This is a genomic window from Stenotrophomonas sp. 85239_Sma, from assembly GCF_056481725.1.
In genome coordinates this window covers 3,285,585-3,306,269 of record NZ_CM151163.1, presented here as the reverse complement: position 1 = coordinate 3,306,269, position 20,685 = coordinate 3,285,585, and the positions used below count along the sequence as shown (strand labels likewise).

Here is a 20,685-nt window from a genome sequence, read left to right as displayed (position 1 = left end):
TGAGAATCGGCCTGAACACGGGCTTGGCAGGCGATGCGGCACAATCGAACCGCACACCTCTTGCCGCCAGGACGGACCGGATGAGTGGACCCAGCTTCAGCAGCAACGCGCCGTACGAAACCCATGTGGTGCTCAACCAGCCGCCGCCGTTCGCGGGGCGCCAGTTGTGGACTGACGACATGGCATTGATGGACGCCGCGCAGCGCGAAGGCGCTGGCAGCTTCGTGCCGCGACTGGCGGTCTATGGCGCGCTGGCGGGTGACGAGCTGTACCGGCTTGGCTTCGACGCGAACCGCGATCGACCCCGCCTGCGCACGCATGATGCGCAGGGCCACCGCATCGATACGGTGGAGTTCCATCCGGCCTACCACCAGCTGATGGGCGCAGCGAAGCAACATGGCGTGGCGGGCCTGTCCTGGCACGAGCCGCAGCCGGGTGCGCACGTGGCGCGCGCGGCGCTGAGCTATCTGCACCACCAGGCCGAAGCGGGCACCAGCTGCCCATTGACCATGACCCATGCGGCAGTGGCGGTGCTGCAATCGCAGCCGCATCTGGCCGAGTGGGCGCGCAAGGCCGCCGCGCCGGTCTATGACCCGCGCGATGTGCCGGTGACGGACAAGGACGGCATTACCCTGGGCATGGGCATGACCGAGAAGCAGGGAGGTTCGGACGTGCGCGCCAACAGCACGCGCGCCGAACCGATCGATGGCGAGCGCTATCGCCTGGTGGGCCACAAGTGGTTCTTTTCCGCGCCGATGTGCGATGGCTTCCTGGTGCTGGCGCAGGCGCCGGGCGGGCTGACCTGCCTGCTGATGCCGCGCCGGTTGGCTGACGGCGACCGCAACGCATTCCGGCTGATGCGCTTGAAGGACAAGCTCGGCGACTGGGCCAATGCCTCCAGCGAAGTCGAGTTCTGCGGGGCGCAGGCGTGGCGCGTGGGTGAGGAGGGACGCGGCGTGGCCACCATCATCGGCATGGTGATGATGACCCGCCTGGACTGCATGCTGGGTGCGGCGGCGGAAATGCGCATGGCGCTGGCGCAGGCCCTGCATCACGCACGTCATCGCCGCACGTTCGGCAAGCCGCTGGTCGAGCACCCGTTGATGGCCAATGTGCTGGCCGACCTGGCACTGGAGTCGGAAGCGGCCACGGTATTGTCGATGCGCATCGCACGTGCGGTGGATCGGGCCGGCATGGATGCCAACGAAGCTGCGTTGGCACGGGTGGGGACGGCGCTGGGCAAGTACTGGCTGTGCAAGCGCGCGCCGGCCTTCGTCAATGAAGCGCAGGAATGCCTGGGCGGTGCGGGCTATGTGGAGGAATCGATGCTGCCGCGGTTGTACCGGCAGGCACCGTTGAATTCGATCTGGGAAGGCAGCGGCAACATCCAGTGCCTGGACGTGCTGCGTGCGCTGGCGCGCGAGCCGGAGACGCTGGCGGCGCTGCGCGCTGAACTGGCGGCGGTGGCCGATCGTGATGCGCGCTATGCAGCGGCTTTGCAGCGTTGGGCAGCGGCGCCACCACCGGATGAGTCGCAGGCGCGGCTGTTCTGCGAGCGCACCGCGCTGCTGTTGCAGGCCGCGCTGCTGTTGCGTGCGCGCAGTCCGATGGCTGAAGCGTTCGTGCGCAGCCGGCTGGAAGGGAACCATGGGCTGGTGTTCGGGACGCTGCCGGCGGGCGTGGATCTGTCGGCGATGCTGGTGCGCGCGCTGCCGTAGGAGGCGGCCAACGGCGGTGCCCCTCGTGATGGGCGCCGATACTGTGGGTGGGGCGCGCGGGTAGGTCGCGCAGGGGCGCCGTGGATACGTCCTTGTAGGCTCGGGCGCGCCATCCATGGCGCTTGCGCCCTGCGCGACCTGCCCGCGCGTCCTTGAACACTTTCCGTACGCGTCCACCACGGAATCAACAGAAAAAGCGGAAAGCGAAAAACAGAAAAGCCGCGGCAGTGCCGCGGCTTTTCCTGTAGCGCCGAGCCCATGCCCGGCTGGCGGTACGCCTCAGTGCTTGGCTTCTTCCTTGGCCGCGTTCGCCTTCGCGTCATTGGCGACGTCGCGGGCCTTGTCGGCCACCTTCTGCGCGGCGTTGGCGGTGGCATCGCTGGCGTGTGCAGCGGCGTCGGTCGCGGCGTCCTTGGCCTTGTCAGCAGCGTTTGCGGTGGCGTCTGCGGCCGTGTCCAGTGCCTGCTGGGTATCGGCGGCGGCCTGCTCGGAGGCTGCAGCGGTCTTGTCGGCGGCGTCACGGGTGGCTTCTGCTGCCCTGTCGACCGCATCACGGGCGGCCGCACCAGCGCTGTCAGCGGCCTGCTGTGCGTCCTGCTTGGCCTGTTCGGCTTCCGGGCCCTTGCAGGCGGCCAGGGCCAGCAGCAGGGAGGCGGCCAGCAGGGTGGTGGTGATCGGGCGAATCTTCATGGCGGTCTCCGGTACTGCAATGGATGGGGACGCCAGCCTATTCATGCCGTTGTGAAGACGGGGTCGCGATGCCAGTGGTACGCGGTGGCATCGGTGCAAAGAAAAAGCCGCTGGCGGACCAGCGGCTTTTCCAGAACAGCGTGAAGAAAGAAGTTATTACTTCTTGGCTTCTTCAGCAGCGTCCTTGGCCTGCTCAGCGGTAGCTTCGGCAGCCTTGGCAGCGTCCTTGGCTTCGCCAGCAGCAGCGTCGGTCGCGGCAGCAGCGGTGCTGGCAGCAGCATCGGTCGCAGCGTCAGCAGCGGTGGCGGCGGTGTTGGCAGCCTGCTGGGCAGCGTCGGCGGTCTGGGCGCCGGCAGCGGCGGCCTGGTCGGCAGCAGCCTGGGCTTCGGTGGCGGCTTCGTTGGCCGAAGCAGCGGCGTCCTGGGCAGCTTCCTGCTTCGAGCAGGCGGCCAGGGCCAGAGCCAGGGACATCGCGACCAGCAGCTTGTTGATGCTCATTGTGTAAATCCTCGTCGTTAGAATTAGGCAACGCGCATGCTGCGCGCCGACAACATGATGACAAGCCAAGATTGGGTGTCAAGCGATCCCGCATTCATTTTTGCGAAATCGTCGTTAAATCTTTTTAAATCAATTCGATGGCGATTGCCGTTGCTTCGCCGCCACCGATGCACAAGGTGGCAATGCCGCGCTTGCCACCGCGCGTGCGCAGGGCGTTGACCAGGGTCACCACCAGGCGTGCACCGGAGGCACCGATGGGATGGCCCAGTGCGCAGGCCCCGCCATTCACGTTGAGCTTGTCGTGCGGGATGCCCAGTTCACGCATCGGTGCCATCGCCACCACGGCAAAGGCTTCGTTGATTTCGAACAGGTCGATCTGGTCCAGTGACCAGCCTGTCTTTGCCAGCAGCGTGTGGATCGCGCCGATCGGGGCGGTGGTGAACCACTCCGGTTCCTGCGAATGGGTGGCGTGGCCGACGATGCGCGCCAGCGGAGTGATGCCACGTGCGGCCGCGTCTTCCTCGGTCAGCAGGACCACTGCGGCGGCGCCGTCGGAGATGCTGGAGGAGCTGGCGGCGGTGACGCTGCCGTCCTTCTTGAAGGCCGGGCGCAGGGTCGGGATCTTGGCGATGTCCGAGCGCCCCGGCTGTTCGTCGGTGGCGACCTCGACATCACCCTTGCGGGTGGCCACCTTCACCGCGACGATCTCGTCGGCGAACGCACCGTTGGCCTGTGCGGCCTGCGCGCGCTTCACCGATTCGATCGCGTAGGCGTCCTGCTCCTCGCGGCTGAACTGGTACTTGTCCACGGCGCATTCGGCGAATTCACCCATGGCCTTGCCGTCGTAGGCGTTGACCAGGCCGTCGTGGGCCATGTGGTCGACCGCCTGGAAGTTGCCGAAGCGATTGCCGGTACGCGAGTTCGGCAGCAGGTGCGGGGCGTTGGACATCGATTCCATGCCACCGGCGACCACGATGCTGGCCGAACCGGCCTTGATCAGGTCATGGCCGAGCATGATGGTCTTCATTCCCGAACCGCACACCTTGTTGAGGGTGGTGGCACCGGTCGACAGCGGAATGCCGGCGGCGATCGCCGCCTGGCGGGCGGGCGCCTGGCCGAGGTTGGCCGGCAGCACGCAGCCCATGAGGACTTCGGAGACGTCGCCGGCCGGTACGCCCGACTGTTCCAGGGCGGCCGCGATGACGGCCGCGCCGAGGGTGGGGGTCGGCACGCCGTTGAACTGGCCGAGGAAGGAGCCGATGGCGGTGCGCTTGGCGGCGGCGATGACGATGTTGGACATGGCAATCTCGTTGATGCGTGAGCAATGTTCGGAAAGGAGACCGCAGACGTTGGAAGCGACGCGGTTTCCCGGCAGACTGCGTGGGGGTCGGCCCAAGTATAGAGGGTCGGGGAGGGCCGCCGCTGGGTGGCACCGCACGCCTGCCGGGATGTAGGCAGGCCAACGTTCATGGGAAGGAATCGATGGAACGCACGATGATGGTGAGGTCCGCGCTGGCAACGGCGCTGGCGATGGCAATGACGGCATGTGGCGGCGGTGGAGGCGGCGGCAATGTCCGCATCGATCCGCCCCCGACCACCCCGACACCCCCGACCACGCCCCCTCCGACGACACCGCCTCCGGCCAAGCCGCAGGAACCGGCCTTCGACGCGCACCTGTCAGTGACCAATGCGCGTGCCGCACAGGCCGCCGGCCTGACCGGGCAGGGCGTGCGCATCGGCATCGTCGACTCGGGCGTACAGCGCAACGCAGCGGCGTTGAACGGGCGGGTGGTGGGCAACCTCAACTACATCGATCCGGCGCGCAACAACCTGCTGGTGGACGACGTGGTGGGCCACGGCACGGCGGTGGCCAGCCTGGCTGCCGGCGCGTCGGTGGGATCCTGGCCGGGCGGCATCGCCCCCGGTGCGCAGATCGTTTCGGCGCGGATCATCGCCGACAAGCCGCCCGTCGATGACGGCAGCGGCAAGGGCAATTCCTTCAGTGGCCCGCTGGGCGTGGCGCAGGTCCACCAGGACCTGATCAGCTACAACGTGAAGGTGATGAACAATTCGTGGGGCGGCCTGTACTGGACCGACCTGCCGACCACCGCGCAGGTAGCGGCCGAGTACCGTCCGTTCGTCATCAACCATGGCGGCCTGGTGGTGTTCGCGGCCGGCAACGATGCGCGCACCGAACCGAGCAGCCTGGCCGCCCTGCCCAGCCAGCAGGGCGTTGCCGGCTCGCTGCCGGCGGCCGACCTGGAGCGCGGCTGGCTGGTGGCGACCGCCGTGGATCCGTATGCACCGGGCACGCTGGCCAGCTACGCCAATGCCTGTGGCCAGGCCGCGCGCTACTGCCTGGCGGCGCCGGGCAGCGCGGTCTATCCGGACGCCAATGGCAGCACCTACTACTGGAACTACGGCACATCCTTCGCCGCGCCGCTGGTCTCCGGCGCCGCCGCGCTGGTCTGGCAGCGCTATCCGTACTTCGACAACAACCTGGTGCGGCAGACCCTGCTGGGCACCGCCAAGGACATCGGCGCGCCCGGCGTGGATGCGGTGTTCGGCTATGGCCTGCTCGACATCGGCCGTGCGATCAACGGTCCTGGCCGCTTCGATTGGGGCGATGTGGTCGCCAACGTGGATGTGGCTTCGACAGGCTCGAAGTGGAGCAACGACATCGTCGGCAGCGGCGGACTGGTCAAGCAGGGCGGGGGCACCCTGGTGCTCGCGGGCAACAACAGCTACAGCGGCGCCACCCGCATCGAGCGCGGCATCCTGTCGCTGCAGAACGGCGGTGTCATCCGTTCCAACGTGACCATCCTCGGCCAGCCCGATCCGGATTCGACCGGCCTGCAGTTCAATGGCGGTACACCGCGCGTGATCGGCAACGTGGTCAACGGCAGCAGCGTGTTCCTCACCACCGGCAACACCACCGGCACCATCGAGGGCAACTACACCCAGCAGGCGGGCGCGCAGTTGATGATCGCGCTTGGTGCCAATGCGCTGCAGGTAACCGGCAACGCCACGATCAATGGTGGCGTGCGCGTGCATGGCTTCGTCTCCGGCTATGTGCCGCAGAACGGCAGCCGCCAGGACCTGATCCACGCCGCCGGTGGCCTGAGCGGCACCTTCAGCGCTCCGGCCACTTCCAGCGGCCTGCAGGGCCTGTCGCTGCTGCAGAGCAGCTATGGCTATGACAGCAACAATGCCTGGTTGAACCTGACCCAGGTCAGCGTCACGGCGGCGGCGACCGGGCTCACGGCCTCGGCGCAGTCCGCTGCGCAACGCGTGGACGGTGCGTTCAGTGCGCTCGATGGCAATACGGCGCTGCAGGGTTCGGCCTTCGGTACGGCGGCCGGTGCGCTGCAGTGGACCGGCGGTGGCAGCAAAGGGCTGGAGGCCAGCTTGCAGAGCCTGTCCGGGCAGGCGCATGCGCGGGCCGAGTCGGCCACCTTCGACAGCATCGACATGTCACGCCGTGCGATTGCCGAGCGTTTTGATCGCGTGCAGGCTGCGCCGCGCCTGCGCGGGGCCTGGCAGAGCGCGCTCGGTGAGGCCGGGCAGGGCAGCTTTGCCGGCAATGCCGCCGACAGCCGCGGTTGGATGGCCGGTCAGGACCTGCCGCTGGGCAGCAATGGGCTGATGGGCGTGGCCTTCGGCGAGACCCGCAGCAATGGTGGCAGCAGCTTCGGCGGCGATCGTGGGCGTGATCGCCAGGCGCAGGCGCAGCTGTATGCCGGCTGGAACCTGGGCCGGGGCTATGCGCTGGCCCAGGTCGGCAGCGGCCAGTTCACACGTGCGCTGGACCGCCAGTTGCTGCTGGGCGCCGGTGCCTATGGTGTTTCCGCACGTTACGGTGGACGCTTCAGCAGTGCCAGCGTCGAAGGTGGTTATCGTTTCGGACGCCCGGGTGCGTCGTTGACACCGTACCTGGGTGCCAGCACCACGCGCGTGGACACCGATGCCTTCAACGAGCTGGGCGGTTTCGGCTTCGGCCTGCGTGGCGATGCCAACCGCGTGCAGCGCAGCCAGATGCTGGCCGGCATCCGTGGCGAGCGCGGCTGGGGGCGCTGGACGCTGCGTGGGCATGCCGAATGGCAGCAGCGGCTCGACGCTGCCGATGCGGGCTGGCAGGCCAGCTTCGTTGGTGTCGATGCCTGGGCGCCGCTGGCGGGCTGGAACGCGCCGCGCGGCAGTGCGCTGTTCGGCGTGGCGCTGGAGTCGTGGTGGGGCCGTAATGGCCGCCTGAGCCTGGGCTTCGACCAGCGCGTTGGTGGCGAGGGCGCGCGCCAGGCGGCACTGCGCTACAGCACCGGGTTCTGAATGGGCGGTCGCGCCGGGACGTCAGCCCCGGCGCGACATCGGCAGGCTCAGCCGCCGCGCAGGTTGCCCAGGCGCGGGGTGCTGCGGCCCAGCGGCATCTTCAGCTTGCCGATCGACAGGATGCGGCTTTCGGCGATGCGGTCGGCCGCCCGCTGCGGCGCGATGTTCTCGCGCTGCGACAGTTCGAAGATGCGGGTGAGGTTGTGATAGATGCTGCGGATCAGGCGCATCGCGCGTTCGCGGTTGTAACCGTCGATCTCCAGCGACACGTTCATCACGCCACCGGCGTTGACTGCATAGTCCGGCGCATACAGGATGCCGCGGGCGTGCAGTTCATCGCCGATTTCCAGGCTCGACAGCTGGTTGTTGGCGGTACCGCAGATGATCTTCGCCTTGATCCGCGGCAGCGTGTCGGCGTTGATGGCGCCTTCCAGCGCACACGGTGCGAACACGTCGGCGTTCACTTCGTGGATCTCGTCCGGCTTGACCGCTTCGGCGCCGAAATCGCTGACCGCGCGATCAACCAGCGCGCTGTCCAGGTCGGTGACATACAGCTTGGCACCACGGTCGCGCAGCAGCTTGACCAGCTCCATGCCAATGTGGCCCAGGCCCTGCACCGCGATGCTGGTCTTGCCCACTTCCTCATGGCCGAACTTGAAGCGCATCGCCGCCATCAGCGCCTGCAGCGCGCCGTAGGCGGTGAACGGGGCCGGGTCGCCGGAGCCGCCATGGACCTGGTGCACGCCGGTCACGAACTGGCTCTCCAGGTAGATGTTTTCCATGTCATTGACGTCGGTGCCGACGTCCTCGGCGGTGATGTAGCGCCCACCCAGCGAGTCGACATAACGGCCGAAGGCGCGGAACAGCACCTCGGTCTTGTCCACCTTCGGATCACCGATGATCACTGCCTTGCCGCCACCGACGTTGAGGCCGGCCAGCGCATTCTTGTAGGTCATCGTCCGGCTCAGCCGCAGCACGTCGGCCAGTGCCTCGTCGGTGCTGGCGTAGGGGCGCATGCGCACGCCACCCAGAGCCGGGCCCAGGGTGGTGTTGTGGATGGCGATGATCGCCTTCAGGCCGGCATCGTGGTTGTGGCAGAACACCACTTGTTCGTGGCCGGTGGTGGCGAGGGTTTCGAATAGCATGGCGTCTCCGATGGCGCGAACAGCGGCGAACTGCAGCGAACGGCCAGTGAACGGTAGGGTCCCAAAAACAAAAAAAGCGACGTCGTCATGGCAGGGGGACGGGTCGCGCGGCGCCATTCTAGTCCATTCCCTCGGCCGGTGCCGTCGACGTTGGTGGCCGTCCGGTTAAAGAAGATGAAAGTGCGGCCGATGCTGCGACGACGGCGGGTGGCCGGATGGGCGTGAAGAGGCAGGTCGGTCAGTGATGGCAAGGGCATTACAACGACAGGGCGGGCGGCGATGACACCGGCCTGGTGGCGATCGCTGCGCGGCTGGCTGGCGCGTTCGACCGGGGCGGCACCGGCGCGGCTGGTTGCCGCGTCCCGCCAGGCGGTGGCTGCCGCTGCGGTGAGCCTGCAGGGCGAGGCGCTGCCGCCGGCGGAGATCGCCGCTCACCTGCAACGCGGTCTGCATGCGCTGGCCCTGTACCCGCGGCTGGCAGGCGAGCCGGCACCGGTGCAGGACCCCGGCCTGGGCGAAGCGGTAGCGCGCGCGCTGCAGGACCGCGACTGGGCGGCCAGGCAGCTGCCCCGCCGGCCGCAGCTGCTGCCGCAGCTGATCCAGACCGTCAACGACGATGCCGCCTCGGCCCGGGTGATGGCCGCGATCATCGGCCAGGACCCGGTGCTGACCGGCAACCTGCTGCGCATCGCCAACAGCCCGGCCTACAAGGTCCACGAGCGCCCGGTCGAAAGCCTGCAGCGGGCGGTGACCCTGGTCGGCACCGAGGGCGTGCGGCAGATCATCAGTGCGGTACTGGTGCAGCCGGTGATGCAGGTGCAATGCGAGGTGTTCCCGCAGTTCAGCGCGATCATCTGGGAGCACGCGCTGCTGGCATCGCGTGCAGCGGCCGACCACGCGCGCACGGTCACTTTCGGCGATGCCTTCGCCGCGCAGTGGCTGGGCCTGGTGCAGGGGCTGGGTGCAGCATTGGTGATGCGCCAGCTGCTGCAGGAGGCACAGGCCCGTGGCGAGGCCGTGGAGCCGGCGTTGGCCCTGCAGCTGCTGCAGCAGTGGTCGTTGCCGCTGGCGCAGCGGGTGGTCGCCGCATGGGAGCTGCCTGAGCCGGTTCACCAGGCCTTGGCGGTGGATGCGGAAGGACCGTTGGCCGACAGCCTGCGCCTGGCCAGCGCCGCCGCAGCGGCCAGCCTGTTGTGCCGCCATGGGCATGCCAGCCAGAGCCGCATGCTGGCCCTGCTGGAACAGCTGCCGTCGGCACCGCCGCATGCCCTGCGCTGGATCTGGCGGCGCCTGCATGGGCGCAGCGTGGAAACGCTGGATGAGGCGGCGCAGGACGATGTCGGGCCGCCCGCCTGAACGCTACAGCTGCGATTCCACCGGCAGCCAGCTGATCGCCCGCGACAACCAGCGCTTGCGCGCCGTGGCGCCCGGCTCGGCCTCCACCCAGTGCGGTGGCGGTTCTCGCTCCAGCCAGCGCAACCGGCGGCGGTCGTCCACCGCCAGCCACCAGCTGTGCCTGGGGTCAGCCAGGCGCAGGTACTCGTCCCGCAGCTGTGCGCCCAGCACCGGATCGTCGAACAGCACGCCCATTTCAGTGTTCAGATAGGCTGAGCGCGGGTCCAGGTTGAATGAACCGACGAAACCGCGGCGGTCGTCGACCAGGAACGCCTTGGTATGCAGGCTCGCGCCGCTGCTGCCGAAGACCCCGGCGTCGCCGGACTGCCCCTGCGCCTTCAGTTCGTACAGGTGGACGCCGGCGTCGAGCAACGGCACGCGGTAGCCCATGTAGCCACCGTGCACGGCGGCGACGTCGTTGGCGGCCAGTGAGTTGGTGATCACGCCGACCTGCACGCCCCGCCCGGCCATGGCCGAAAAGCCATCCAGGCCCTCGTTGCCGGGTACGAAGTAGGGCGAGATCAGCAGGGACTTGTGCCGGGCGGCCTGCAGCTCGCTGATCAGCGTCGACACCAGCCAGGCCCCGCGATCATCGTCGCGGTGTTTCATCGGCGGGTCCGAGACAATGCGCACCGCACCACTCCAGTGCAATGGCTCGGGGCTTGGACGCTGCCGTTGGCGCGATTCGGCCACGCGCGCAAGGTAGGGCCGCGCCACGTCCCGCTGCGCTTCATGGTCCGATTCGCGGACCAGCAGGCGCAGCTGTGCATCGGTATGGAAGGCTAGCGCCGATACTGGAATGGCTGCTTCACTGTTCCAGTAGTCGTCGAAGATCCGATTGGCCTGTTCCACGGCAGGGCCGGCCACCAGCAGGTCCAGATCCTGGAAGTTCACATCGGTGCGTGCGCTGAAGTATTCCTCGCCGATGTTGCGGCCACCGACGATCGCGACGCGGCCGTCGGCAATCCAGCTCTTGTTGTGCATGCGATGGTTCACGCTGAAGAAGCGCTGCACCATCTCCACCATGCGCAGGATGCCGGTCCGGTTGCGGAACGGGTTGTAAAGGCGGATTTCAATGTTCGGGTGCCGGTCCAGGGCCATCATCAGCGCGTCCTTGTCCTTGGCATTCATGTCGTCGAGCAGGATCCGCACGCGCACCCCGCGCTCGGCGGCGTCATGCAGCGCCTTGGCCATCAGGTGGCCGATCAGGTCGTCGTGCCAGATGTAGTACTGCAGGTCCAGGCTGCGGCCGGCCTGGCTGGTGATCAGCGCGCGCGCGGCGAAGGCATCCAGGCCATCGCTGAGGAAGGCCACGCCGGACTGGCCGGGATGGGCCGCCTGCAACGGCACGATCTGCTGGTCGATGCGGGTCTGCGCCGGCTGCAGCGGCAGCACGTGCGAGGGGGGGCCGTGCGCCTGCGGCGTGAGGTGGTCGGCCAGCAGCAGGCCGGACAGGACCAGCAGCAACAGCGCGGCGATGACGATCGCGGCGATGCGCATCAGGCGTCGCCACAAGGAGTTGGGCAGGCTCATGCCCCGATGGTAGATCCACGCCATGGGTGAAGGAATGCCTGCAGGATCGATAGGGGGTCAGAGCCCTTGCCTGCGGCAAGGGATCCGACCCCGAGAGGGCGTCACCGATGGGTCGGATCCCTTGCCACAGGCAAGGGCTCTGACCCGCATACCTCAGAACCGCTCGTCGCTGCCCAGATAACGCCACCGCGCCGGCGGCAGCGGCCCCAGCGCCACGCGCCCGATACGCAGGCGGCGCGCAGCGGTGACCTGCAGGCCGGCGGCGCTGACCGCCACACGCAGGCCCTTGGCCGTCAGGCCCTTGCCGGCGAAGCGCAGGCGCTGCTCGCTCTGCCAGCTGACCTTGGCGCCGCCGGATTCCTGCTGCAGCCGCGCCAGCAGCCACGGGCCGCGCTCGGGGCCGCCTTCGGCCACTTCGATCAGGTATTCCTGCTCGGTGCGGCCCAGGTTGCGCTGCAGGTGGGCCAGCGTGGCCGGGTCCTGGCTGACCACCACCAGCCCGCTGTCGCTGGCCGGAAGCGAGGCGGCCAACTGCAGGCCGTGGAAGTGACGCTGCAGCGGACGGATGTCGCTGGCATCAAGTTCGCTGCGGCTGTCACTGCTGACCAGCGCGCACAGGGTTTCGGCGGCGACACCGGCCGGCTTGTGCAGCAGCATGCTGACCCGTTCGGCCTTTTCATCGCTGGCCTGTTCGGCCACCACGATCACTGCGCTGTCATCGACCAGGCGCTGCGGCTGTTCCACCACGTCGCCGTTGACCGTGACCCAGCCGCCTTCGATGTAGCGTCGCGCTTCGCCGCGCGGGATGCCGAGCAGGGCGGACAGGCGTTTGTCGAGACGGATCGGTTCCATGATGGGCAGGTCGGGCAGGGGGCGCGCAGTGTAGCTGCTGCGGCCGGTCAGCGCTGGCTGCGGTTGGCCAGCTCGGTCAGGTACAGGCGGGTATCGAACTCCAGCTGCAGGTAATCAGGCTCCATGTGCTGGCACAGCTGGTAGAAGGCCTTGTTGTGGTCGGCTTCCTTCAGGTGGGCCAGCTCATGCACGACGATCATGCGCAGGAATGCCGCTGGCGCCTGGCGGAACACGGTGGCGATGCGGATCTCGCGGCTGGCCTTGAGGCGGCCGCCGTGCACGCGGGAGATGGCGGTATGGGTGCCCAGCGCGTGCTTGATCACTTCCAGCGTGTTGTCGTAGCAGACCTTGTTGAGTGGCACCGACTTGCGCAGGTAGCGGTCCTTCAGGTCCTGGGTGTAGTCGTACAGCTGGCGGTCGCTGCGCACCTCATGCGGGTCGGGGTAGCGCTGTTGCAGCCAGGGGCCAAGCTTGCCCTGCGCCAGCAGTTCGCTGACCTGTGCGACCAGGGGTTCGGGATAGCCGGTGAGGTACTTCAGGACTGCCATGCAGGGGCGGCGGGGCGTCGGTAGAATGGGGACATCCAAGATTACACGCGGTACGCACCGACCATGGCAAAGCCCAACGCGCTGCAGGAACAATTGCTCAAGGCCGGCCTGGCCAAGAAGTCGCAGGCCAGCGCCGCCGCGCGCGAGCAGGCCAAGGCCCGTCAGGGCAAGGCCGAATCGACGTCGGCCGAGGTCCAGCGCGAGGCTGAACGCGCCCGCGCCGAGAAGGTCGAGCGCGACCGTGCGCTGGCCGCCGAACGCAACGCCCAGGCCAGGCAGGCTGAACAGAAGGCCCAGGCCAGGCAGATCATCACGGCCCATGCCGTACCCCACAAGGGCGACGACGAGTACCGCTTCAGCGACGGCGCGGCGATCCGCACGTTGCTGATCGACCCCAAGCTGCGCAAGGCGCTGTCGGTGGGCGTGCTGGTCATCGTTGCCCATGGCGAGGGCTATGCCCTGCTGCCGCGTGCTGCCGCCGAGAAGGTGCGTGAGCGCGTCCCGGAGGCGATCATCGTCGACCACGGCCAGCCGGGCTCGACCGCCGAGATCTCCACCGGCAACGCCGAGGACGACGCCTATTACGCGCAGTTCCAGGTGCCGGACGACCTGGTCTGGTAAGCAAAAAGGGGACGGAGGGGATTAAGCCGCAATCGGCCTGATCGGATCCGCCCACGCTCTGTTCGTCATCCTGAAGAGCAGCCGAGCATGGCTCGGCTCCACATGAAGGCCTGTCTTTTTGCCGGGGTGTATCGTCCCCATATCAGGCGACACACCTGCGGAGGATGGCCATGGCCACCGGTTGGGCGGGAGACGGCGCGGTCCAGGACCAGATTGACGCCACCGTCGATGATGCGATCGCCCGCGCGCGGCGCCAGCTGCGCCAGGGCCCCGGTCTGGAACACTGTGAGGAATGCGACGCGCCGATCCCGTTGGCGCGGCGCCGAGCCGTGCCCGGGGTGCGGCTGTGCGTGGCGTGCCAGCAGGCGCATGACGATGAAGAACAGGCGCATGCCGGTTACAACCGGCGCGGCAGCAAGGACAGCCAGTTGAGGTAAAGGTTGTTCGGCAGGGCGCAGCCCTGCCGAAAACCACCCTCAGCCGTCGCCCTGGATGCCGCCGGGGGCCTGCGCCGGGTCGCGCCAGCGGCGCACCGTGCGCTGGAAGAACAGGTTGTTCGGCAGCTGCAGCACCGTGCCTTCGTGGCCGTCGCCGGTTTCCTGCAGCGTGGTGTAGATCAGGTTCACGTCGATCACCCGGCCCTTCAGGCCCGGCTTCTCGCCGTTCTCCAGCACCTCGATGTAGTCGTGCAGGCGGAACGGACGCGTGGTGAAGATCAGCAGCGTGCAGAAGATGTTGGACAGCACGCTCCACGCCGCGAAGAAGGCGACCGCGCCCACGGCAGCGAAACCGGTGAAGGCGGTCCACAGCACCGAGGGCTTCGCGCCAAGCAGGCTGAGGATGTACAGCAGTGCACTGAAATAGACCACGAAACTGGTGATCCGGCGCGCACCCATCACCATTTCGGGCGGCAGCGTGTAGTGCTCGGCGAAACGGCGGATCAGGCGACGGGCGAGCACGCGCAGGAGCCACGCGACCAGCAACACCAGTACGATCTGCAGGGCGACGCCGGCGTAGTTCAACCACGGGTGGGTCCAGGCGGGCAGGTGATCCTTCAGCGACAACATCATGGGGCGACTACGGAGGGGGGAAACGGCTCCCGATGTTACCCGGCGCGTGCGGGGGATTCGACCGCCGGGGTCCAGGCCAGGCACACCACCTCCTGGCGATGCTGCTGCAGGCAGGCGCGGCCATTGCCGGGACGCAGCTGCAGTGACAGGCCCAGCGCCTGCAACAGGACGCAGGCAGTGATCACCAGCAGGGCGGCGCAGGATGGGCTGGACATGGCAGGACTCCTGGACGGCAATTTCGCGAAGGACCCTCCATGGATGCAGCAGTCATCAAAAAGGTTGCATGGCATCGACCATGGATGGGCTCTAAACCTTTTCCCGGGTCGCCGCATCCAAGCGATATGCTCGACACCACCATGCCCGCGCCGCCTGCCGCCAACGACCCCGTCGACGAACCCGCCCTGGTGCGGGCGGCGGCCGCCGGCGATACCGCGGCCTACGAACTGTTGTACCGGCGCCATGCGCCGCGCGTGTTCGCCGTGCTGTGGCGCTTGTGTGGCGGCCAGCAGGCGCGTGCCGAAGATGCCTTGCAGGAAGCCTTCCTGCAGGCATGGAAGGCGCTGCCGGGGTTCCGCTTCGAAAGCAGCCTGTCGACCTGGTTGCACCGGCTGGGTGTCAACGCTGCGCTGATGGAACTGCGTGGGCGCGCAGCCGGGCAGGACCACGACAGTCTTGATGATGTGAACGGAGGACTGCAGGAACTGGCGGTGCACGACCGCTGTGCCGGGACCGAACGCGACCTCGAACGGGCGCTGTCGACGCTGCCGCCGAGGGCGCGCGCGGTACTGGTGCTGCATGACATCGAAGGCTGGAAACACCAGGAAATCGCCGAGCAGCTGCAGATGGCAATCGGCAGTTCCAAGGCACAGTTGCATCGTGCGCGCGGTTTGTTGCGTGCACGGCTGGGAGACATGACATGAGTACACACGAACACGATTCCGACCCCGATCTGGTGGCCCGACTTCGCGCGCTGCCGCCCGAACGCAGCGTGCCCGCCGATGGCTGGGCGCGGTTGTCGGCGCAGCTGCCGCCGCGTGAACCGCAGGCGGGGCCTGTGCTGGCCGACAACGTGGTGGCGCTGCCCGCTCGTTCGCGTCGGCGCTGGTGGTTGCCGGTGGGTACGGCGTTGGCGGCCAGCCTGGCGGTCTACGCGGTGGCGCCATGGCGCCATGCGCAGCCGGACGCGCCGGTGCCGTCTACCCTGCAGCTGCAGGCCGCGGCGATGGCCGAGCAGTACCGGCAGGCAGTGGCCTCGCTGCCCGCGGGCCGGGCGCCGGAATGGCAGCCGGCGCTGCACGAACTCGATCAAAGCGCGGCACAGATCCAGGCCGCACTGGCGCAGGATCCACGTGCGCCGCACCTGCTTAGCCAGCTCAAGCGCACCTATGCGCTGCGGCTGGAATTGACCCGGCAGGCGGCCTATGCCGCCGAGACCGGCCTGACGACCTGAGGAGCCCCCCGATGACACGAGCCCTGATGACCTGCTGCGCTGCGCTGTTGTTGCTGCCCGCGGTAGCCCTGGCTGAGACCCGGATCGACGAGCGCCACAACCTGGCCACTGGTGGCCGCATCGAACTGAGCAACGTCGCCGGCAAAGTGACCGTGCGTGGTTGGGACCGCAATGACGTGCAGCTCACCGGTACGCTCAGCGACGGCCTGCAGCTGCGCCAGGAGAAGAGTGCCAACCGCGTGCGCTGGGAGATCGAATATCCGCGTCGCAACAACAACGGCGGCGCGACGCTGGTGCTGAACGTGCCGCGCTCGGTGGAACTGCTGCTGAGCACGGTCAGTGCCAGCCAGGACATCAGCGGCATCGATGTGCGCCGCCTGCAGGCCGACACCGTCAGCGGCAGCCTGAGCGCTTCCGGTCGCAGCGGCGACAGCAAGCTCAATACGGTCAGTGGCGGTGTCAGCGCGCGCCTGCAGACCCCGAAGCTGGATGTGAACACGGTCAGCGGCCGCATCGACGCCGGTGGCGGCGTGTCCGGTGATATTGGTGCACAGACGGTATCCGGCCGGGTCGAGGTGGATGCCGGGCGGGTGCAGCGGCTGGCGGTGGAAACCGTGTCGGGCAGCATCGACCTGTCGGCGGCCGGGCTGGCGCCGGGGGGGCGTATCAACGTCGAATCGGTGAGTGCGTCGGTCAACCTGCGCCTGCCACGCTCGGTCTCGGCGCAGCTGTCGGTGAACAGCTTCAGCGGGTCGATCAACAGCGATGCCGGCCAGGTGGAGCGGCCGCGCTACGGCCCCGGGAGCCATCTCGATACACGGCTCGGCAGTGGCGACGGTGACATCCGCATCCAGTCGCATTCGGGCAGCGTCCGGGTAAGTCTGGATCGCTGAGCGAGATCCGGCAGGCCGCGGCGGCAGCGCCGCCGCGGTCGGAGCTGGGTCAGCTGGCTTTCTTCAGCGCCCAGGTGGTGCCGAGGACTTCGATCTTGCCACCGGCCTTGCGGAACGCTGCCAGGTCCGAAGCGATCGAATCGCTGCTGACCACGGTGCTGGCGGCCGCGCCCTTGCGTTCGCTGCGGATGCTGTTGCTGGCCTTCGCGGGGGTCTTTGCCTTGCGGGGCATGGTTGCTCCTGTCAGGTGGAAGGGGAGGAAAGCGCCCAGGCGTCGGCCTGGCGCAGGTAGTCCTGCCGCTCGCGGCGGCAGTCATCGCCGCCCATCGAAAACTGGCGGCAGATCGCCGGGCGCTGCGAATAGATCGTGCAGCGCAGGTGATAGGGATCGATCGCCGCGCACCAGCCTTCCTCGTTGCGCGCCATCACGGCACGGCCGTGGGTGTCGCGTGACAGGAACTGGCCGGGCACGTGGTCGCCGGGCTGCAGCAGCACGGGCAACCGGCAACAGACCGCGTCACAACGGCGGCAGTCGATGGGTGCAGGTGCTGCGTCAGGTTGTAAGGCCTCAGGGGCCTGGCGGGTGCCCAAAGCGGGTCTCGATGGCGGCTCAGGTGGGACGCGGACCATGAACGAGCCAGAAAGGCATGGCCGCCAGGCCCGCAGGGCGGGCCTGGCTGCACCGTGGACACACACCGGCGTGGCCGATGGAAGGTGCAGCGAAGTTCTAGCCGACCAAGAGTAACTTAGACCGCGTAACGTTTTGTTAATCCTGGCTGGCTGCCGCCAGTGCCAAGCCCTGGACCACGCCCAGCGAGGGTTCGCCGTGGACCATGCGGGCGCCCGGGAACGCGGCCGCCACCGCTTGGCGCAGGTAGCCGGCGCGGGACATGCCGCCGGTCAGGAACACGGCATCCGGGTCGCCGCCGATGTCGCTGCGGACCTGGGCCAGCAGCTCGCGGATCTGCTCCAGGTAGCCATGGGCGGCGGCGGCCAGTCCATCGGCGCTGCTGTCGGCATGCAGGTCGCGGGCAATGTAGTCCAGCGTGCTGCGGTGTTCGCTGACGGCGCTGAGGGCGATCTTGGCACGCTCGACGTCGCGGTACAGGCGCGCGGTATTGCCGGTGTCCTGCAGGGCCTGCAGGCGCGGGCCCCATGGGGCGTCGACGTGGTCGTACGTGTGCTGGCGGAAATCGCGCTGGCGGGTCATGTCCTGCACGGTGGCGGCTTCCACGTAGTGGTGGGCGGGCACGCGGGTGATGCCGCGGCCGAACAGCGGCATGTAGCTGGACAGGCTCAGCGCCAGATCGATATCGGTACCGCCACGGGCGATACCCCAGGCGCGGTGGATGCGCGGGGCGTCGTCGCCGCCGACCTCGGCATGGGCGATGTCGGTGGTGCCGCCGCCGATGTCGACGATCACCGCCTGGTGCCGCTCGCGGCTTTCGGCGTGGTAATGCATGGCCGCCGCGGCTGGCTCCTCGAGGAAATCGATCTGGTCGAAGCCGGCCTGGGTGGCCGCTTCGCGCAGGATGTCCAGCGCCTGGTCGTTGCCGGCGGCGCCGATCGAACTGCGGAACTGCACCGGGCGCCCGAGCAGGGCGGCGCGCAGCGGCTGGCCGAGCTGGGCGCTGGCGGTCAGGCGGATGTGTTCGAGAATGTGCGCGGCGATGCCGGTGATGGTCTGCTTCGCGCGCGGGTGCAGGTTGTACCCGAGCATCGACTTCGGGCTCTGCACCAGGTTGCCCTCGTGTTCTTCGAAATAGGCTTCCAGCGCTTCGTCACCGTAGACCGCGTTCTGCAGCAGGTCGCTGGCGCTGCGTTCCTTGCCGGCGCGGGCTTCCATCCATTCCCGGCGCAGTGCGCGCAGGGCTTCGCGGTGCAGGGCCTGCGGCGTGCGCTCCTGGCCGGCGGCACGCGCCGCGCGCGCGGCGCTGTCGATCATCTGCTGCAGCTGGTGTTCCTGGCCGTCGTCGAGCTGGAAGTCGTCCGGGTCGGGCACCACGCCGGGGAAATACACGCTGGTGCGGAACTGCTCGGCGTCGCCGAAGCGGATCGGCAGCAGTTTCCCCTCATGCACGATGGCGGCGGCGGAGTTGCTGGTACCGAAGTCGATGCCGAGGCGCATGGGGAGGTCCGGGGGCGATCAGGGGCCGCGCACTCTGCTGCAGTTCGCCGCCGACTGCAAGTTCCTGCGGCCACCTGTTCCGGATCCAGGAGGCCGGATCGGGTCAAGCAGGCAGCCGGGCGCTGCCCGGAAAAGGCCAGGGGAGCCGGCGGTTACAATGGCGGCTGTTGATTCACTTTGAGGTACTTGCTGATGTCTTCTGCCCCCGCCTGCCCGCAGTGCACCCTGGAAAACACCTATGCCGATGGCGCGCTGTGGATCTGCGCCGACTGCGGTTTCGAATGGACCGCCGAGGAAGGTGCCGGTTCGACCCTGGTCGTGCGTGACAGCAACGGCAACACCCTGCAGGCCGGTGACACCGTCACCGTGATCAAGGACCTGAAGGTGAAGGGTTCCTCGATCCCGCTCAAGCAGGGCACCGTGATCCGCAACATCCGCCTGGTCGAGGACGATGCCGAGCACATCGAAGGCAACTCGGACAAGATCAAGGGCCTGGTCCTGAAGACCTGTTTCCTCAAGAAGGCCTGACCGGCCTTCAGCGCCTGGCCTGTTGCTGTGCGCGCCAGCGGGCCAGGCTGTCCAGCTTGGCCTGGTAGCGCGCCTGCTGCGGGGCACCGCCCAGTTCCTGCGCGCGCTGCAGTTCACGATCGGCGCGCTTGAGCTGGCCGGCCAGGAAATAGGCCCGCGCCAGCCCGAAGTGAAACTGGTGGGCGGTGTCGTACAGGCGCACGGCCTGCCGGTAATGGCGGATTGCCTGATCCAGTTGGCCGGCGCGTTCGGCCTCGGCGCCGAGCATGTACTGCGCGAACGGATCCTCGCGCTGCACCGACTGCAGCCGCTGCTCCAGCGCCTGCGCCTGCACGACCATGCCCAGCTTTCGGTACAACGCGCTGGCGTTGGTCAGTGCAGCGTCCTGGCGGCCGTCCAGTCGCAGCGCCGTTTCCAGTGCCCGGCGCGCGGCGGCGGTATCGCCCGTACGGTTTTCCAGCACGCCCAGGTTGTTCCAGGTGGCGGCGAAGCTGTTGTCCTGTGCCAGCGCGGCATTGAAGAAGGTACGTGCGCCCAGCAGATCGCCGCTGGCCATGCGTTCGGCGCCGCGGTTGTTGTAGAAGTGTGCCAATGCCCGTGCCTGGCTGATCGGCAGCGGCCCGCGGCGGTCGTACAGCACGTTGCGATCCAGGTCGACGGTGGCGAAGCGGCCGGCGAAGCCGACCCCGGCATTGACGTGGCCGACGCTGTAGACCAGGCCCTGGTCCTGGTCCTGGTACCACGACACCACCTGGCCGACTTCCTGCACGCGCGCCTGGATGCCGGCTTCGCGTGCCAGGGCGACGAACATCAGGGTGAAGGCCAGGCAGTTGGCGCGCCGCTGCTGCCAGATTTCGCTGACGGTGAGGGTCGCGTCGGCGTCGTACTGCAGGTCCAGGCCGTGGCGGTCGAAGATCATCTCCACCAGCGCCTGCAGGCGCTGCTCGCGCGAGTAGCTGCGATTGATCACCTGCGTGCGCAGCATGTCGAGCATCGCCGGTGGAATTGCGGACACCTGCTGCGGCGTCGGCATCGCCGGAATGGCGGTGTTGGCAACGACCAGGGGGGCGGCCGTTCCGGCGCGATCCTGCGCGATCGCGGACGGTGCCGCCCACGCGGCCAGTGCGAGCAGAGCGAATCGGGCGGCAGGACAGTACATGACGGCTCCCGGCAGCGGCGGGCGCTCCCGCCTGAGGCGAGTGTAGACCTGTGTGCGCACCACTGCAGCGACCGTTGGTCGGTCCACGCGTTCATCCACAACCGGTGTGGACCAGCGCTCGAAAAAGCTGT

The 20,685-nt window shown here is 68.1% G+C and carries 22 protein-coding genes; 9 read left to right on the top strand and 13 right to left on the bottom strand.

The genetic code is table 11. From position 1 onward, the window contains the following. The first annotated feature begins 80 nt into the window (after positions 1-80). On the top strand, positions 81-1,718 hold the full coding sequence (locus ACYKG1_RS15500; RefSeq protein ID WP_262228046.1) for an acyl-CoA dehydrogenase family protein: 1,638 nt from the start codon (positions 81-83) through the stop codon (positions 1,716-1,718). 279 nt (positions 1,719-1,997) lie between these two features. Here the strand turns inward: ACYKG1_RS15500 and ACYKG1_RS15495 are convergent, their stop codons facing one another. From ACYKG1_RS15495 to ACYKG1_RS15485, 3 genes are all read right to left on the bottom strand, one after another. After that, a complete protein-coding gene (locus tag ACYKG1_RS15495) occupies positions 1,998-2,408 on the bottom strand; it encodes a hypothetical protein (RefSeq protein ID WP_478470865.1) in 411 nt (136 codons plus the stop codon). A 156-nt stretch (positions 2,409-2,564) separates the two neighbouring features. Beyond that, positions 2,565-2,906 (bottom strand): hypothetical protein, encoded by a 342-nt coding sequence (locus ACYKG1_RS15490; RefSeq protein WP_049413058.1) that lies wholly within the window; start codon positions 2,904-2,906, stop codon positions 2,565-2,567. 124 nt (positions 2,907-3,030) lie between these two features. Further along, complete coding sequence (locus ACYKG1_RS15485) at positions 3,031-4,206, bottom strand: thiolase family protein (protein ID WP_100473553.1); 1,176 nt, start codon at positions 4,204-4,206, stop codon at positions 3,031-3,033. 182 nt (positions 4,207-4,388) lie between these two features. Between ACYKG1_RS15485 and ACYKG1_RS15480 the strand changes: the two genes are divergently transcribed. After that, a complete protein-coding gene (locus ACYKG1_RS15480) occupies positions 4,389-7,232 on the top strand; it encodes a S8 family serine peptidase (protein WP_478470864.1) in 2,844 nt (947 codons plus the stop codon). A 47-nt stretch (positions 7,233-7,279) separates the two neighbouring features. Here the strand turns inward: ACYKG1_RS15480 and ACYKG1_RS15475 are convergent, their stop codons facing one another. Then, positions 7,280-8,377, bottom strand: coding sequence for a Glu/Leu/Phe/Val dehydrogenase dimerization domain-containing protein (locus ACYKG1_RS15475; RefSeq protein WP_008264553.1), 1,098 nt, complete (start codon positions 8,375-8,377; stop codon positions 7,280-7,282). A gap of 279 nt (positions 8,378-8,656) precedes the next feature. On the opposite strand from ACYKG1_RS15475, the gene ACYKG1_RS15470 reads away from it, so the two are divergent. Continuing rightward, positions 8,657-9,733, top strand: a complete 1,077-nt coding sequence (locus ACYKG1_RS15470; RefSeq protein WP_478470863.1) for an HDOD domain-containing protein — start codon at positions 8,657-8,659, stop codon at positions 9,731-9,733. 3 nt (positions 9,734-9,736) lie between these two features. Here the strand turns inward: ACYKG1_RS15470 and ACYKG1_RS15465 are convergent, their stop codons facing one another. The 3 genes from ACYKG1_RS15465 to ACYKG1_RS15455 all read right to left on the bottom strand — a co-directional run bounded on the left by ACYKG1_RS15465 (position 9,737) and on the right by ACYKG1_RS15455 (position 12,705). Then, entirely contained in the window at positions 9,737-11,329 is a 1,593-nt protein-coding gene (locus tag ACYKG1_RS15465) for a phospholipase D family protein (protein ID WP_478470862.1), read from the bottom strand. A gap of 129 nt (positions 11,330-11,458) precedes the next feature. Then, positions 11,459-12,157, bottom strand: a complete 699-nt coding sequence (locus tag ACYKG1_RS15460; RefSeq protein WP_478470861.1) for an RNA pseudouridine synthase — start codon at positions 12,155-12,157, stop codon at positions 11,459-11,461. Between the two features lie 47 nt (positions 12,158-12,204). Beyond that, positions 12,205-12,705, bottom strand: coding sequence for a M48 metallopeptidase family protein (locus ACYKG1_RS15455; RefSeq protein WP_100473548.1), 501 nt, complete (start codon positions 12,703-12,705; stop codon positions 12,205-12,207). Between the two features lie 63 nt (positions 12,706-12,768). On the opposite strand from ACYKG1_RS15455, the gene ACYKG1_RS15450 reads away from it, so the two are divergent. Further along, entirely contained in the window at positions 12,769-13,326 is a 558-nt protein-coding gene (locus ACYKG1_RS15450; protein WP_478470860.1) for a DUF2058 domain-containing protein, read from the top strand. A gap of 170 nt (positions 13,327-13,496) precedes the next feature. Next, a complete protein-coding gene (locus ACYKG1_RS15445) occupies positions 13,497-13,763 on the top strand; it encodes a DksA/TraR family C4-type zinc finger protein (RefSeq protein WP_012480956.1) in 267 nt (88 codons plus the stop codon). Between the two features lie 39 nt (positions 13,764-13,802). On the opposite strand, the gene ACYKG1_RS15440 is transcribed toward ACYKG1_RS15445, so the two are convergent. Together ACYKG1_RS15440 and ACYKG1_RS15435 are read right to left on the bottom strand one after the other, a co-directional pair. Next, positions 13,803-14,396, bottom strand: coding sequence for a mechanosensitive ion channel family protein (locus ACYKG1_RS15440; RefSeq protein ID WP_080291803.1), 594 nt, complete (start codon positions 14,394-14,396; stop codon positions 13,803-13,805). A 35-nt stretch (positions 14,397-14,431) separates the two neighbouring features. Further along, positions 14,432-14,611 (bottom strand): hypothetical protein, encoded by a 180-nt coding sequence (locus ACYKG1_RS15435; protein ID WP_100473547.1) that lies wholly within the window; start codon positions 14,609-14,611, stop codon positions 14,432-14,434. Positions 14,612-14,737: 126 nt separating this feature from the next. Here ACYKG1_RS15435 and ACYKG1_RS15430 point away from each other — a divergent pair, with 126 nt between their 5' ends. From ACYKG1_RS15430 to ACYKG1_RS15420, 3 genes are read left to right on the top strand one after another with little or no spacing between them, the layout of a single operon-like run. Then, a complete protein-coding gene (locus tag ACYKG1_RS15430) occupies positions 14,738-15,316 on the top strand; it encodes an RNA polymerase sigma factor (RefSeq protein ID WP_478472757.1) in 579 nt (192 codons plus the stop codon). Beyond that, positions 15,313-15,846 carry a hypothetical protein gene (locus tag ACYKG1_RS15425; protein ID WP_478470859.1) on the top strand — a complete coding sequence of 178 codons (534 nt, stop codon included), beginning with the start codon at positions 15,313-15,315 and terminating at the stop codon, positions 15,844-15,846. Before ACYKG1_RS15430 ends, ACYKG1_RS15425 begins: the two co-directional genes overlap by 4 nt. A gap of 11 nt (positions 15,847-15,857) precedes the next feature. Then, a complete protein-coding gene (locus tag ACYKG1_RS15420; protein ID WP_478470858.1) occupies positions 15,858-16,739 on the top strand; it encodes a DUF4097 family beta strand repeat-containing protein in 882 nt (293 codons plus the stop codon). 49 nt (positions 16,740-16,788) lie between these two features. On the opposite strand, the gene ACYKG1_RS15415 is transcribed toward ACYKG1_RS15420, so the two are convergent. The 3 genes from ACYKG1_RS15415 to ACYKG1_RS15405 all read right to left on the bottom strand — a co-directional run bounded on the left by ACYKG1_RS15415 (position 16,789) and on the right by ACYKG1_RS15405 (position 18,867). Continuing rightward, positions 16,789-16,971, bottom strand: coding sequence for a hypothetical protein (locus ACYKG1_RS15415; RefSeq protein WP_005410566.1), 183 nt, complete (start codon positions 16,969-16,971; stop codon positions 16,789-16,791). A gap of 11 nt (positions 16,972-16,982) precedes the next feature. After that, the gene (locus ACYKG1_RS15410; RefSeq protein ID WP_053462562.1) at positions 16,983-17,276 is read right to left on the bottom strand and encodes a YkgJ family cysteine cluster protein; all 294 of its coding nucleotides are present in this window, start codon (positions 17,274-17,276) and stop codon (positions 16,983-16,985) included. 229 nt (positions 17,277-17,505) lie between these two features. After that, complete coding sequence (locus ACYKG1_RS15405; RefSeq protein ID WP_478470857.1) at positions 17,506-18,867, bottom strand: Hsp70 family protein; 1,362 nt, start codon at positions 18,865-18,867, stop codon at positions 17,506-17,508. Between the two features lie 192 nt (positions 18,868-19,059). Between ACYKG1_RS15405 and ACYKG1_RS15400 the strand changes: the two genes are divergently transcribed. Next, entirely contained in the window at positions 19,060-19,395 is a 336-nt protein-coding gene (locus ACYKG1_RS15400; RefSeq protein ID WP_014038055.1) for a zinc ribbon domain-containing protein YjdM, read from the top strand. A 7-nt stretch (positions 19,396-19,402) separates the two neighbouring features. Here ACYKG1_RS15400 and ACYKG1_RS15395 read toward each other — a convergent pair whose 3' ends face one another. Further along, on the bottom strand, positions 19,403-20,554 hold the full coding sequence (locus ACYKG1_RS15395; protein WP_478470856.1) for a transglutaminase domain-containing protein: 1,152 nt from the start codon (positions 20,552-20,554) through the stop codon (positions 19,403-19,405). Between the last annotated feature and the right edge of the window lie 131 nt (positions 20,555-20,685).

Bases quoted from the DNA above. Each gene is read 5' to 3' on its own strand.
- ACYKG1_RS15500 (WP_262228046.1), top strand. From the start codon at position 81: ATGAGTGGACCCAGCTTCAGCAGCAACGCGCCGTACGAAACCCATGTG.
- ACYKG1_RS15495 (WP_478470865.1), bottom strand. From the start codon at position 2,408: ATGAAGATTCGCCCGATCACCACCACCCTGCTGGCCGCCTCCCTGCTG.
- ACYKG1_RS15490 (WP_049413058.1), bottom strand. From the start codon at position 2,906: ATGAGCATCAACAAGCTGCTGGTCGCGATGTCCCTGGCTCTGGCCCTG.
- ACYKG1_RS15485 (WP_100473553.1), bottom strand. From the start codon at position 4,206: ATGTCCAACATCGTCATCGCCGCCGCCAAGCGCACCGCCATCGGCTCC.
- ACYKG1_RS15480 (WP_478470864.1), top strand. From the start codon at position 4,389: ATGGAACGCACGATGATGGTGAGGTCCGCGCTGGCAACGGCGCTGGCG.
- ACYKG1_RS15475 (WP_008264553.1), bottom strand. From the start codon at position 8,377: ATGCTATTCGAAACCCTCGCCACCACCGGCCACGAACAAGTGGTGTTC.
- ACYKG1_RS15470 (WP_478470863.1), top strand. From the start codon at position 8,657: ATGACACCGGCCTGGTGGCGATCGCTGCGCGGCTGGCTGGCGCGTTCG.
- ACYKG1_RS15465 (WP_478470862.1), bottom strand. From the start codon at position 11,329: ATGGCGTGGATCTACCATCGGGGCATGAGCCTGCCCAACTCCTTGTGG.
- ACYKG1_RS15460 (WP_478470861.1), bottom strand. From the start codon at position 12,157: ATGGAACCGATCCGTCTCGACAAACGCCTGTCCGCCCTGCTCGGCATC.
- ACYKG1_RS15455 (WP_100473548.1), bottom strand. From the start codon at position 12,705: ATGGCAGTCCTGAAGTACCTCACCGGCTATCCCGAACCCCTGGTCGCA.
- ACYKG1_RS15450 (WP_478470860.1), top strand. From the start codon at position 12,769: ATGGCAAAGCCCAACGCGCTGCAGGAACAATTGCTCAAGGCCGGCCTG.
- ACYKG1_RS15445 (WP_012480956.1), top strand. From the start codon at position 13,497: ATGGCCACCGGTTGGGCGGGAGACGGCGCGGTCCAGGACCAGATTGAC.
- ACYKG1_RS15440 (WP_080291803.1), bottom strand. From the start codon at position 14,396: ATGATGTTGTCGCTGAAGGATCACCTGCCCGCCTGGACCCACCCGTGG.
- ACYKG1_RS15435 (WP_100473547.1), bottom strand. From the start codon at position 14,611: ATGTCCAGCCCATCCTGCGCCGCCCTGCTGGTGATCACTGCCTGCGTC.
- ACYKG1_RS15430 (WP_478472757.1), top strand. From the start codon at position 14,738: ATGCTCGACACCACCATGCCCGCGCCGCCTGCCGCCAACGACCCCGTC.
- ACYKG1_RS15425 (WP_478470859.1), top strand. From the start codon at position 15,313: ATGAGTACACACGAACACGATTCCGACCCCGATCTGGTGGCCCGACTT.
- ACYKG1_RS15420 (WP_478470858.1), top strand. From the start codon at position 15,858: ATGACACGAGCCCTGATGACCTGCTGCGCTGCGCTGTTGTTGCTGCCC.
- ACYKG1_RS15415 (WP_005410566.1), bottom strand. From the start codon at position 16,971: ATGCCCCGCAAGGCAAAGACCCCCGCGAAGGCCAGCAACAGCATCCGC.
- ACYKG1_RS15405 (WP_478470857.1), bottom strand. From the start codon at position 18,867: ATGCGCCTCGGCATCGACTTCGGTACCAGCAACTCCGCCGCCGCCATC.
- ACYKG1_RS15400 (WP_014038055.1), top strand. From the start codon at position 19,060: ATGTCTTCTGCCCCCGCCTGCCCGCAGTGCACCCTGGAAAACACCTAT.
- ACYKG1_RS15395 (WP_478470856.1), bottom strand. From the start codon at position 20,554: ATGTACTGTCCTGCCGCCCGATTCGCTCTGCTCGCACTGGCCGCGTGG.